A 12,993-nucleotide genomic window follows, 5' to 3' on the forward strand; every position below is an offset into this window, starting at 1 on the left:
TGCATGGCGCGCCGTCGGCTCTTTGTGTCGCGCTCCCGTTAAACAGCTTCTAAAAAAGCAAAAAAAGAAGGGGAGGCGGCTTTGACGCGAGCTGTATCACGAGGGGCGCGGCGACAAGCCGTAAGCCCCGGGCCTGTTCTGGCCGGTTTCATCGCGGGCATCGCCCTGCAATTGCAGCAGCCCGCCTTGTGGCCGCAACAGGCGTATGCCGCGTGCGCCTTGCCGGCTTGCGTGGCGGCGGGGCTTTGGTGGGGCTTTGGCGGGCGCGCGGCAGGGGCTTCGTGTGGCAGGGCGATGCTGGCGTTCGGCCTGGCGGCGCTGCTGGGCTTTGGCTCGGCCGGCTGGCGGGCCGGGGCTTTTCAGGCCGGCGCGCTGGACCCGGCCCTCGAGGGCCGCGACATCGAGGTCACCGGCAGCGTGCCGGCCATGCCGCAACCGGGTGAAGACGGGCTGCGCTTTCGCCTCGATGTCGACTCCGCCCGCCTGGACGGCCGGACAGTCACACTGCCGCCGCAGATCCTGCTGGGCTGGTATTCGGGCTTTGCCGGGCGCGAGGCCCGCTCCCCGGCGCAGAGCGTGCAGGACGCCGACCCCTTCGAGGCGGCGCTGGCCCTGCAGCGCCAGCCGCAGCCCCTGCGCGCCGGGGAGCGCTGGCGCATGACGGTGCGGCTCAAGGCGCCGCACGGCAACAGCAACCCGCACGGTTTTGACTACGAGCTGTGGCTGTGGGAGCAGGGCATACAGGCCACCGGCTATGTGCGCGCCGGCGCCAACGATGCGCCGCCCGCCAGGCTCTCCAGCAGCTGGCAACACCCGATTGAGCAGGCCCGGCAGGCGGTGCGCGACGCGATTTTTGAGCGCGTGAGCGACCGCCAATGGGCCGGTGTCATCGCCGCGCTGGTGGTGGGCGACCAGAACGCCATCGAGCGCGCCGACTGGGACGTGTTTCGCGCCACGGGCGTCGCGCATTTGATGAGCATTTCCGGCTTGCACATCACGTACCGGTTTGTTGTCAGGGTATGGACATGGCTAAAACGCCCCGTGGATCCTAGCGTTTCAGGAATTTCAGCCATGTCCATGAAGAACACAAGTTTTTAGGACAAATAGTCAATATTTTGTCCATAGGCATTCGGCTTGCCTAGCTGCACGAGGCGTTCCTTCAACTCTTTTTCTGAGTCATCAGGACATGGACCTCCTTTAAAACTTCATTAAGAAGCGCATCAGCGTTCTTGGGATGGTTGAGGTCAACATACAGCTGGCACTGGATCTTTCTGGTCAACCTGCCGATAGGCGCCGCGGTGTTTGCGCTGTGCGTCATGCTGCTGCCCGGCGGCAAGGGCCAGGCCGGTAATGCGAAGCTGGACGTGTGGGGCGCCATCACCGTTACTACCTCGCTGATGCTGGCGGTGTACGGCATCGTCAACGGCAATGAAGCGGGCTGGCTGTCGGGCCAGACGCTGGGCCTGCTGGGCGTGGCCGCCGTTCTGATGGCCATCTTCCTGGTCATCGAGTCCAAAGTGAAGACGCCGCTGGTGCCACTGGCCATGTTCCGCCTGCGCAATGTGGCAACCGCCAATGTGGTGGGCGTGCTGTGGGCGGCGGCCATGTTTGCCTGGTTCTTCAATCTATCTGGATGGTTCTAACTGTTAACGTTAGAACGACGTTCAGAGTCATTCTTGTTTTCGGCGACTGCAGGGTAAATCGCCCACCTGTCGCTTTTGGAGAAGTTGGGCGAAATCCATCAGCAATCGTTGATCAGCGATGGCTAAGCCGTCCATGATTGCCGTAAGCCTGCGAGCTTGATCGTTCGGCAGCGTGCTTGTTGCTACCAGCAGGTCGCTCATACCCACATCAAGTGCGTCCGCAATAACCCATAGGCGTTCAAGTGAAGGCATGGAAATGCCACGTTCAAACCGAGAGACGGTTTCTGCGTCGACCTCAACCAAGCCCGCAAGTTCGTCCTGAGTCAGCTTGCCTAGCTTGCGCCGCTCCGCAATAGCAGCACCCAATCTCCGTCGAAGGTCTTCAGGAAGTTCCCTTTTCTTACGTTGCACATCACATCCTTTAATACGGATGAAAGTGTTGACAATCGACGTCGTATGTAGAATGATCTAATTTGTTGTAAGGCAACAAATTAGATCTATATTGCGATTGAAAATTGCAGGCCGAACCGCCTTGAGGAGGCTCTGCAACTGGCTGGACTGAACGCAATTGGGTATCTGGCGCGCTAGACCTTCCCGATAAGCCGGCTGTCTATATGGCCAAAACCCATGAATTCAACATGTTCGTTACTCACAAGCAGCACAAAGCGCCATTGAACCCTTTTGGGGATGGACTGACTCATTGGCGGGCCGCGGAGCTTGCCCTTCAACGACCCTGGTTCCTTGTGTCGATCAGTCAACCAGATTCCATTGACGATGACTCCTTCCGAGTGAGCCGAACGATATTGGTTTCCAACATCGCGGACGTGGAGGGGTTGGCTCAAATGGAGGTGACGAGTCAGCTGCAGCTTGACTCGGTATTCATCGTCACCCCCGGACACTTCAACGGCACCAGTCAATGGAAGATGGAACCTTTGCGGGCGGTCTGGAGGGCTGAAGAGCCGTCGGAGGTCGGCCAGTTGGCCGACATTTACGAGACGGCAGAGGGAGTGACGTATGCCGACTCGATGCTAGCCACACCGGTCAAGCGGCTGCGCAAAAAAGTTCTCCACCGCACCTTTCCTTTGCAGCAATAGCCTTGCGCTTCGTACTTGAATCTCCGTGCACAAAGTATGGATCGACGTACCTGCAATCTCGGTAATGAAGCTGTGCCCCTCCCTGCCGACATCGTTTTATTCTGCGGCGACCCGCACGGACAGTTCGCCCGCATCCTGCGGGCTGCGGGTAAGTTGCGCGCCTCAGCAGTCATCTTGCTGGGTGACATGGAGCCGGCGCGGCCGCTGCACGAGGAGTTGGCAGCGATTGCCGACAAGCTCTGGTACATCCACGGCAATCATGACACCGACAGCGAGCGCAACTGGAACCACCTCTGGGGCAGCAAGCTCGCGGATCGAAACCTCGATGGCCGGGTGGTGACTTTGCCCAATGGGCTCCGGATCGCCGGCTTGAGTGGCGTATTTCGGGAAGGCGTCTGGTATCCAACCTTGCCTACTCCGCCAAAGTTCCGCAATCGCCAAGAGCATATCCAGGCCACACCCACGCAAGACCGGTGGCAAGGCGGCGTGCCGCGCAAACACTGGTCAAGCATTTATCCGGACGAACTGGATCGCTTATCTCTCATGCGAGCAGACATTCTCGTCACTCACGAAGCGCCGGGTTATCACAACAACGGCTTCGAAATCCTGGACACCCTGGCGCAAAGCATGGGCGTCAAAGTTGCCGTTCACGGCCACCACCACGACAACCTGGACAGCTCCGATCGTTGGCGTCGGCAGGGCTTCAGGAGTTTTGGCGTCGGCTTGCGAGGCATCATCGCCATCGACGCGGACGGAAACGCCACCGTGATCATTCCAGGCGAATTGGACGCGCAAAGGGACTTCCGGCAAAAGTACCTGGACGTTTTCAAGAACGCGCCGCCATGAGCCCGATTCTCTTTCTTGACTTCGACGGGGTGCTGCATCCGGAGCCATGCCTGGCTGACAAGGCTCTGTCCCAGCTCCCCCTCGTGGAGGCAATCCTGCGGGACTTCCCTTCTGTCGAAATCGTCATTTCCTCAGCCTGGCGCCTCGATTGGTGGAACGAAGGTGAAGCGGTTGCTGTATCGAACATGCGCCAGCACTTTTCTCCAGACATCGCATCACGGGTCATCGGAGTCACGCCATTTTTAGGCCGGCGTGAATCGCGGGGTCTGGCTCCCCTGCCATACCCGCGCGAGGCCGAATGCCTGAAATGGCTTAAATCGAATCGGCCCGCCTGGACTCCCTGGATGGTTTTGGATGACCGCGCATGGTGGTTCTCACCCGGCAGCGTCAATCTCATGGTGGTCAATAGGGACGACGGATTCATGCCTTCCGACGAAGACGTGTTCCGCCAGCACTTGACGCGGATCACGAGGCAACCGATGGACACCCGTAAGGAATATATGACCCTGTTTCTTGACTTCGATGGCGTCCTGCATCCAGACGTTTGCCATAGGGAGAGCAGATTTTGTAACCGCGATCGGCTCCAGAAAATCTTGCGAGATTTCCCGGAGGTCGACATCGTGTTGACAACAACCTGGCGCCTTCGCTTTCCATTGGACTCTGCAGGTGACACCCTGAAGCATTATTTTTCATACGACATATCCGAGCGCATCGTCGGGGTCACGCCTGATTCCAGAAATCTGGACCCCAGGCAGTTTCCGGACGGCCTGGAACTTTACCCGCGGGAATGGGAGTGCATCGCCTGGTTGCGCGCCAACCGGCCTTACAGCCCGCACTGGCTGGCCCTGGACGACAAGGCGTATCTGTTTCGCCCGTTTTGCAAGAACCTGATGACCATCAATCCCGCGACGGGGTTTGTCGGCCCGGACGGGCGCCGGTTGCGTGAGCTGCTACGGAAACACTTTCAATGAAAATCCTGCTCCTGTCCGACCTGCACGTTGAGTTCGCGCCCTTTGTGCCCGATCCGACGGCCGTCGACGCAGCTGATGTCATCGTACTGGCGGGGGACATCAGCACTGGCACCCAAGGGTTGGCCTGGGCGAACAAGACTTTTCCCGGCAAGCCCATCATCTACATCGCCGGCAACCATGAGTTTTATCACCACCATTGGACGAATCTGCTCCTGGAACTCCGGGCCAAAGCGGTCGACTATGGGATCCACTTTCTGGAAAACGACGGCATCACGATCGACGACGTGAGGTTTCTGGGCTGCACGCTCTGGACTGATTTCCTGCTTTTCGGCCAGGACAAGAAGCCCAAGGCAATTCAGGACTCGATGGCCTTCATGAACGACTTCAGCGAAATCAAGGTTGACAACCTACTTTCTGAGAAACGTAAGTTGTCAAAACTGAGCGCGGAGGACACGATACAGCGGCACCAGGAGAGCTTGGCCTGGCCGCAGGCGGAGATGGTCAAGGGCGATCCAGCATCAACGGTGGTCATCACCCACCATTACCCCAGCCGCCGATCGACTGCGCCACGGTGGTCGAACGACCTGATATCGGCAAATTTCGGATCCAAACTACCGACGGAGGTTTTGCTGGGCGCCAAGCTCTGGGTTCACGGCCACATGCATGAGTCCTGCAACTACCGCATCGGCGACTCGAAGCGCTCGGTGCGGGTGATCTGCAACCCCAGAGGCTATCCCTTGGGCTGGCACAAAAGCGAGTTTGAAAATCCAAGCTTTGACCCGGGTCTGTTGATTAACACCTCAACCCCAGGAAGGGATATGCCATGACCCTGCCAAACGAAAGAGCGCGCGCGCTGAACTGGGCGGGAGAGTTCATCAAAGAACTGTGCAACACGGGCGAGATATCGGAGAAACGCCGGCAAGAAGCCCAGGTGATCCTGCGTCATTACCCAACCGCGGCGGAAATCGGGTTCCTCGATCATTTTCCGCCGGAGAAACTTGCTCCACCTGTCGAACACCCTCCACCAACGGTCGAGAAACAAAACCCCGGCCGCTTTGCGCATCTATACGGCGTGCTGACAGCTCAGCAGATGGCTGATCATCTTAAGTGCTCGACGGAGGCGGTTTACGAACGCGCGGTTGCTGGTGAATTGCTTTACCTATCGTCGCCGTCCCGAGTCGACGATCGGCGCTACCCCGCATTCCAGCTCGATGAGCGGCTGGACAAGTCACTGTTGCAACAAACCAAGCAGAAATACCTGGAAGCCGACGTCAATTCGACCTTGCTCTGGAGTTTCCTGCGAAGGCCGCAGAAGATATATGCCGGCCTGACCCCCATCGAAATGCTGCTGGGCGGTATGCCACCTGAATATGACACGCTGACGCCCGAGGAAAGAACCGACATATTCCTCGAGGTGGTGGACGAGGAGATTTCGCGCGTTCGGTGGTAGCAGCTGTTATGGGCGACTTGATCCTCTTCCTTGACATCGATGGTGTGCTGCATCCGTGGCATCGCGAGCCCAGGCTGCTTTATCGCTCGGTGCCGATCTTTGAAGAGGCGCTTCGCGCGCATCCAAATATTGAGATCGTCATCTCTAGTGATCGGCGGATTCATGAGTCCCTCGAAGATCTGCGCAAGCCGTTCTCGCGAGACATCCAGGCCCGGATCATTGATGTGAATCCGTTTTTCGATGGCTTCACTGAGCTTGAGAAAAGCCTGTTCCCTTCAGACCTTCTCAATCACCCCCGGCAGCTGGAGTGCTTGGCCTGGCTGGCAACTCATCGTCCAGGAGATGACTCCTCGTGGGTTGCCATAGACGACACCTTCGATCACTTTCATCCCTTGCAGAGCAATATTTATTGGGTGGAAGGTACAACGGGCCTGGAGTCGTCCGAGTTGGATCAACTGCGGGATTTTCTGGCTGAGGAGTATCTAAGGTGATTCCCTACCTAGACTCGGATAACCGAACCCGATTCCATCCATGAAGTATCCTGCGCTTCCTGCTCACGTTGCTCACCTGCTTGTTTATGACGAGCAACCTGCGTCCCTGCGTGACTGCTACGACCTGGTGGCATTGTTCATGGGCGAGTTAAAACGCCCCGCTGCGGCGCAGTTATTGGATGACGTCGGCGGCCTGATCCCCGATGAAAATGCGCGCTTGGGATACCTCATTCACGCTGTCAGTCACGTTGCTCCGACAAGCGTTCACGAAACCTATCTGAAAATCTTCGAGCGACTTAGTCAAATGAGCCGGGAACGCTCGGGTGAATCTTCGCCACCGTGGCCTCTGCTTCGGTGTGATCCCGCTGTGAATACTCTCGATGGCATTGCTGCGCATTGGAATTTGCGCAAAGGCCTGGAGTTGTCAAAGCTGCGCCAGATAGCAAATAGACGGCGATGCTGACCGATCGTCCTCACCGGTTGGCTTGAGCCCGGCGCGCGACTTCGACCACCCATCGGTAACGGTTGTGACTGTTGCCATTACCCTCGGCTGTGCAATATTAGCGGCCGCGCTCATAGTTTCCCTCGGTGTCTGCCTTCTTCGCTGCTACAGTGCGCTTTGAACGTGCCGTAGGTGTCTTGGATGCCTTCGGAGCTATCGATGTCTTCGTTGACTTGGCGGGCTTCTTCGCCACAACACGGAAGTTCACCGGCTTCGTTGCGTCGATTCCAATTACACGCAGGTAGCGCTGCCGGTTTTTGGATTCCAGCGCCAGTGCCTTCTCGCGCAGCATGGCGAGAACCGCTTCGAAATTGAGCTTCTTGGCGCCCTGTGGGGCGTTCCAGGTTCGAGCCTCCTGCAGCACGATAATGAGGAACCCCGTAGTCGCCTTGTTGTGGCGCATGTACTGCCCCACAAGTTGCTTCTCAAGGGCCACTTCATAATCCTCGTAGGACCAGCGCCTGGACATCTTCAACTCGATGGAGGCGAGCATGGTCCCCTTGCTGCACAGGATGTCGCGTCGCTTGGACTCGGCGGTGTGGGGTTCAACTGTTACCGTGTAGAGCCCCTTGGAGTGGTGATGCAGTTCGCTGGAAAGCAGTATTTGGAAGTCAGCTTCCAACGCCAACCCTTCCTTGTCACCTTCCGCCTTGCTCTTTGGGTGCTTCTTCATCGTCATTGCAGTGAAGAACCTGCGCAGGCTGTATTCACCTTGCTCGATGTCGTACTTCACGGCCAACAGGTCGCTTTCGACCTTCATTGCAAACGATATGGTGTCGGTAACGTCAGCGGTGAAGTTGCGCTCGAAGTCGCCGTATTTCAGCTGCGCCAGCGGTGGGCGTGCGAACTGCGCCTCGCGCATACCGAACTGGACACTTCGAAGGTAAATCTCCCTCGGCCCTTTCGATGTCAGACGCAACTTATCGAGGACTTCATAGGCCAGTTGGGACTGTGCAGCAGCGATTGCCGGGATGAGCGTATCTCGTAGTTGCTCGGCGTGGTCTCGTTCACCGGGCGAGTAGGCCTCGCCCGATGGGCGCTCTATGTCTTCTTCCGGCCGGACCGTGGCCAAGGTCCACTCGTAGAGGGTGGCAAGGGCGGTCACACCTTCGTTGCCAGTCTTGGCTAGTCGAATCGCCCTGGCGCCGTGGTCAGTGCCCAGATGCGCTGCAAGTTGAAAGATGAAGGCGCGCGTGTCCGCCGGTGCCTGTTTCAGCCACTTCGCAACAGCCTTGCAGAACGCCGCTGGGTAGGCAGCCAGCCAACTAGCCGCCCAAACCGCGCTCTGCTTGCGTTGCGCTCGAACGGCCTGCGCCCGCTCATCGTTGGTCGGCAGCGGCCCATCGAAGGCTGTCTGCATCTTCTCAAGTGCGGCGGCCTCGAACTCTGCACGAGGCGTCACGCCTAGCACTTCCGTGGCGACGCTGAGGAGCCGCTCGACGATGTAGTCGCTCAGCGATGGCCTCTTCACGATGAACGCCCAGGCCAACGGCGCCACTTTGACCTGCACGGAGGGGCATGCGTGCTCGAGAGAAGTGAGCACGTGTTGCGCGTGCTCCAGAGAAACGGCGCCGGCGCTGGCCTGCTTCACCATCTGCGCCAGCTCTCGCCCTGCAATGACCTGATGCGCCGCTACGAGTGGCCAGAACCACTTCGGGTAGCCGTTGATTTCGAAGGCAGCGTATTGAATAGCGCGCTTGACCTCGTCCTTAGACAACTGCGGCAAGTCTTTTCCTTCGCCCAGCTCTAGGTGGAGCCCTTGCAGGCCAGCAGCCGTGATGTAGTGAGTGGTCTGCGGTTCGTGTTCCTTGAATTCAGGTGGTCGTTTGCGCCAGACCTTGCTGAATCCAGCGCGCACTGCCAGAGCAATCTCGGGCCCGGCCTCCTTCTCGAACACCTCGAAGCGCATTTCACCGTAACGAGAGCTTGGGTTCGTCTGCAGTAGCCAACTAGCTACCCAGGCGAGGCCGTTGGTCCACGAACCATCGCGCAGGCCGTCCAACTTCTCCAAAAGTTCCTTCTTCACGCCCGGGCCGACCTTGAGCCGCTCGTCTCGATTGGGCGTTGGGCTCGCGGATTTACGTTTGGCGCGCTGTGCAGCCAGCGCTTCTTCGTGTTTGCGCACCACCTCGGTTAGTTGGGGCAGATTCAGTCTCTCGACATCAGCTAGCACCAGCTCACAGAGCGCTCCGTATCCGTAAGCAGCTTGCCACAGCTTGTGTTCGTCCGTTCCCGCCCGCTTCACGTTCAGTGAAAGCAGCTCGAAACGAACGGCGGCGTTCTCTTGAATCGAATGCCGTAGGTCTGCGGGGTTGCTTGTGCCGAAGTGTCCGTCGATCAGGGCGCGCTGAATTACCAAGCATAGCTTCGCGACACGCACATGCTTGGAAAACGCGGGCCTTTGAAGCAGTGCTGCCAAGGCCTCCGCAACGAGTTCAACGTATCGGTCGGTAGCTCGGCTTCTCGTCCGTGTGGCTCGTCCCTCACGCACACGTAAGCGCGCGAGGCGTACCACCAGCGCTCGGCAGAGTTCGTACAGCTGCTCGTCGGAGGCGTCGTCTACAATTCCTGCATCGAACGCGTAGCCCACACTGAAGCCGCCTCGACCTTGCGCGAATTGCTTGTCGACCAGAACAGCGAGTTCCTTGGCGCTTAGGTGATGCCATCCCAAGCGAGTCATCAACGTTGAAGTGACGCTTTCGCTTATCGTGTCATCGGCCTTCAGCGCCGCTGCAAGACCTGCCAAATCGCCGGCCTGGCCGAGCTCTAGGATGTACCTGAGGTCCATCGTCTTCTGAATGAGCCGCTTGTAGCTGTTGCCGTGTTCCTTGAGAACGAAACGGCGAAGCACGTGCGAACGAGCTGCAGTGGCAATGTCCAAGAGCGCATCGCGGGCCCAGTGGTGGTCGCCGTGCTTCTGAAAGAGCTCTTTCAATAGCGGTTCGAGACGTTCTGGGCCTGCCTGCCAGTAGTTCTCTGAGGTGGGATTGAAGTAGCCACGACCGAGCCGGTCACCCTGGAGCACCAGGCGCTGGATGCTCTCGGTCAGGGCCGTCTTGGCGGCAGCAAGCGGCACCTTGGCGTTCCGCAGATCGCCGAAGAACGCCAAAGCCTGCGGCTCGCGTTCGAGAAGCTCTTCCCGACAATGGCTGTTGAGCGTCGCCAGCCATCCCATAAGCGGAAGAAACTGCCGATAGACCCCTTGCTCCCCCGTCGGTGCCTGCCACCTGAAGTGCTCCACGAGCGTGCGCGCCTGCTGTGGCGACTGGATGAGGCCTGCCAGCCTCTGCGCGCCTAAGAACGGGGCAATTTCGTCCGGATAGAGCTTGACCTGGTTGAGGTCAGCGTCAATGAACATCTCTGTGTTTAAGAGCTGCTTAAGAATCTTCTCGGTCAGCATGCCGCCCGCAATCTTGCGGGCGGACAAGACTCCATTGGTGACGGCCAAGACATCGTCAGTCAGTTCGATGTTCGGCAATAGGCAGACCTGCGAAGCTGATGCCAGCTGCTGCGCCGCTTCCGTCAGAACCTGGGGCACGGCGCCACCGACTGCACCGATTCGTGCGTCGTTGCGTTGTCGGTCTTGGACTGCGGCTACAACTCGATGGAAGACCTCAGTGAGTGAGTCTGGCGGGTTTGTAGTCAGGCCGATGTTGGCCAAAACGTCCAGTCCGCCTGGGCTTGTTGTGAAGCCTGCCAATCCGCGCTCGTGGGCTATGCGAAGGACTCCAGGCGCGTTTAGTGCTGGGTGCAGACCCGCCAAGTAGGTCTTGGCCTGGTTGGCCTCAAGCGGAGTCATCGAGAACAACATCAGTGTTTCTGGCTCGGCCACAGAAGCTCCGCCTGCGGATATCGTGCTTGACCCCGTTGTCGCCGATGCAACTTTCCCTGTGGTCGCCTCGATGGTCGTCTCGTAGGGAACAACCAGTTGTGAAGTGATGTTGTCCCGAACAGAGGTACTCAAGACGGCGGGGCGCGTTGAGATGACCCACCGAATGAGGTCGCTGGGCCAGCCCACCTCCGTTGCCACGTCGGCGATGAGGTCTGCAATGCCATCGCGCTGAGCAGCCGACGCCTCGTCCAGGGAATCGACAAAGAGCGTCAGCGGGGAGGTGGGGGCAGCCCGCCACGTTTCATAAGCAATCCGCTCTACCGGTTCGAGCGCCTTCGCGAAGCTGGTGCGGTCGGCAACCTTACGCAGGGCCACGAAGACTGCGCTGCCGCCAGCCAGGCGCATTCGCTTGACCTGCTCCACCAATTCGGTTGTTTTGCCGTAGTTGGCTGGCGCGATAATAACGACAAAGCGGTTCTCCAGGACCTGAGGCCATTTCAGGCGCATGTCTGAGACCAAAGAGACGTAAATCTCGTGAGGTTCGTACTTGGGGCGATGAACGAAACGCCGGGAAAGGTCGAGATAGGTGGGCATGCCCGATATATACCAGCAGAGTGGCTTTCTCGCGCGCTACCGGCGAAGCTATTTGGGGTCTTGTTTGCACGGTTGGTTGCAGCACCCTATAGTGGGCTTGCACGCGGCCGATGATTGCAAAGATGGATGTGTGAAGCCGGCACGTCGAAATCTGCAATGGGCCGATCGCAGCCGTCGGTAATATGACAGCTTTCGGCCAACAGCGAGCATTCAATGACCAAAATTTCAAACTATCCGTTAGCCACTCCTATCGGGTGCTACGTGCTGCTAGGTCTGATAATGGTTGGCGCGAAATTTCTGGAGCAGCAGGCTCCTGGTGGCGACGCTTACTCCTTGGTTTCAAATCTCCTTGGCTTAGTATTGCTGCTACCGTGGATAGTGATAGCTCCAGGCGGACACTTGGGTCAGGGGATCAACTCTGCGCAGTGGTTTCTCGCTCTAAGTTTGTTGAATCTATTCTTGTTGATCTGCGTTTCGGCATTGATCTTCAGGATCAAAAGCCGCCGTCGTATACAGCGACCCTGACTTCCGGCTCGGGCGCAATGTCGACTGTGACCGTGCCGGTTTCACACGTCCATCTTTGTAATTAGTCGCAATAGCGAGATACTTCGCGACATGACCACCGACAAAAGTACCCTACCACTTTCGGCCGAGGAATGGCGCCGGACCTTCATCCTGGCCATCTACCAATTGGCCGATGGCAACGCTGGCCACCTGCACGTAAACGACTGGGCGATCAAGGCACACGCACGGCACGGGCGTCGCAATCCGGTTGAGGTCGCGCATGAAGAGTGGACCAGCGGCAAGCGGCCTCCCTCGGATTAGAGCGTATCAAGCCCAACCCATGTCCTTCCATTGGACTCGGTAACCAAGACGCTGTATCTCTTGCCTGTTGATCCGGCTGCGTTCTTGCAGTGGGTCAAAACATCTGCCGTTGTTATGTTCCCGTGGCACTGATATTCGGCCGGAGGCATTTTGTATCTGACGCCATTGTCCGCAGTAAGTACGTCAGTGATATTCCTCTCGGCCAATGCTGCTGCAAGCGTCTCGTAGTCATCCCACGTTGCCTTGTCGTGCAAAACGACTCGGATAGTAAATTGCGCCATTTCAGTCCCCTACTAGGTCGGGTAGCCATGCTATGGCGGAAGAGCTAATAGCCACATCCTCCAATTAGAGGGGGCGCCCACCCAGGTCACCTGTCACCATGCATAACAACGCCGACGTCCTTCGAATGTTTATCGCCCGCACCGGCTGCTTCGATTGGCCTGATTGGTAAATTCTCCAAAGGTTGAGCCACCCTTTTCATTTAACGAGACCCGGCTACGCGACCGGGCATCACTCTCAATTTGCTTGATTACCTGGATCAATTAAGTTGAAACTTTTTACCTCCGGTGGATCACTTTTTGGTGAAAAACCGCCCCCGTGTTGAATTCCGTCGAAATCTGATCCACTTAACGCAGTAATTTCCATCCAAATCTGACCCACGTAGGCACTACCCTGCTTGTTTTAAAAGCAGGGGAAATTAGGAGTGATAGACGTGGCGACATTGAATGTCATCAGACGCTGGGCA

At 58.0% G+C, this 12,993-nt stretch carries 11 protein-coding genes and 1 pseudogene; 10 read left to right on the forward strand and 2 right to left on the reverse strand.

Annotated elements, in window-relative coordinates:
• Nucleotides 1–81 precede the first annotated feature (81 nt).
• On the forward strand, nt 82–1,098 hold the full coding sequence (locus tag ACLV74_RS20420) for a ComEC/Rec2 family competence protein (RefSeq protein ID WP_411881248.1): 1,017 nt from the start codon (nt 82–84) through the stop codon (nt 1,096–1,098).
• 149 nt (nt 1,099–1,247) lie between these two features.
• Nucleotides 1,248–1,622, forward strand: a pseudogene (locus tag ACLV74_RS20425) (MFS transporter); the annotation flags it as partial.
• A gap of 48 nt (nt 1,623–1,670) precedes the next feature.
• Here ACLV74_RS20425 and ACLV74_RS20430 read toward each other — a convergent pair.
• A complete protein-coding gene (locus ACLV74_RS20430) occupies nt 1,671–2,054 on the reverse strand; it encodes a helix-turn-helix domain-containing protein (RefSeq protein WP_411881249.1) in 384 nt (127 codons plus the stop codon).
• A 203-nt stretch (nt 2,055–2,257) separates the two neighbouring features.
• Between ACLV74_RS20430 and ACLV74_RS20435 the strand changes: the two genes are divergently transcribed.
• Genes ACLV74_RS20435 through ACLV74_RS20465 form a run of 7 tightly spaced genes read left to right on the forward strand, consistent with a single transcriptional unit; the run spans nt 2,258 to nt 6,958 of the window.
• Complete coding sequence (locus ACLV74_RS20435) at nt 2,258–2,737, forward strand: hypothetical protein (protein ID WP_411881250.1); 480 nt, start codon at nt 2,258–2,260, stop codon at nt 2,735–2,737.
• 36 nt (nt 2,738–2,773) lie between these two features.
• On the forward strand, nt 2,774–3,583 hold the full coding sequence (locus ACLV74_RS20440) for a metallophosphoesterase family protein (protein WP_411881251.1): 810 nt from the start codon (nt 2,774–2,776) through the stop codon (nt 3,581–3,583).
• Nucleotides 3,580–4,554 (forward strand): HAD domain-containing protein, encoded by a 975-nt coding sequence (locus tag ACLV74_RS20445; RefSeq protein WP_411881252.1) that lies wholly within the window; start codon nt 3,580–3,582, stop codon nt 4,552–4,554. Before ACLV74_RS20440 ends, ACLV74_RS20445 begins: the two co-directional genes overlap by 4 nt.
• Nucleotides 4,551–5,381 (forward strand): metallophosphoesterase, encoded by an 831-nt coding sequence (locus ACLV74_RS20450; protein ID WP_411881253.1) that lies wholly within the window; start codon nt 4,551–4,553, stop codon nt 5,379–5,381. The genes ACLV74_RS20445 and ACLV74_RS20450 overlap by 4 nt, the downstream gene beginning before the upstream one ends.
• Nucleotides 5,378–6,004, forward strand: a complete 627-nt coding sequence (locus tag ACLV74_RS20455; protein ID WP_411881254.1) for a BPSL0761 family protein — start codon at nt 5,378–5,380, stop codon at nt 6,002–6,004. The genes ACLV74_RS20450 and ACLV74_RS20455 overlap by 4 nt, the downstream gene beginning before the upstream one ends.
• A gap of 8 nt (nt 6,005–6,012) precedes the next feature.
• Nucleotides 6,013–6,495, forward strand: coding sequence for an HAD domain-containing protein (locus ACLV74_RS20460; RefSeq protein ID WP_411881255.1), 483 nt, complete (start codon nt 6,013–6,015; stop codon nt 6,493–6,495).
• Between the two features lie 40 nt (nt 6,496–6,535).
• Nucleotides 6,536–6,958 carry a hypothetical protein gene (locus ACLV74_RS20465; RefSeq protein ID WP_411881256.1) on the forward strand — a complete coding sequence of 141 codons (423 nt, stop codon included), beginning with the start codon at nt 6,536–6,538 and terminating at the stop codon, nt 6,956–6,958.
• 97 nt (nt 6,959–7,055) lie between these two features.
• Here the strand turns inward: ACLV74_RS20465 and ACLV74_RS20470 are convergent, their stop codons facing one another.
• Complete coding sequence (locus ACLV74_RS20470) at nt 7,056–11,423, reverse strand: hypothetical protein (RefSeq protein WP_411881257.1); 4,368 nt, start codon at nt 11,421–11,423, stop codon at nt 7,056–7,058.
• A 615-nt stretch (nt 11,424–12,038) separates the two neighbouring features.
• Here ACLV74_RS20470 and ACLV74_RS20475 point away from each other — a divergent pair.
• On the forward strand, nt 12,039–12,248 hold the full coding sequence (locus tag ACLV74_RS20475; RefSeq protein ID WP_411881258.1) for a hypothetical protein: 210 nt from the start codon (nt 12,039–12,041) through the stop codon (nt 12,246–12,248).
• The last annotated feature ends 745 nt before the right edge of the window (nt 12,249–12,993 follow it).

The organism is Polaromonas sp. YR568 (genome assembly GCF_943369415.1).
Taxonomy (GTDB): Bacteria; Pseudomonadota; Gammaproteobacteria; order Burkholderiales; family Burkholderiaceae_C; genus Polaromonas.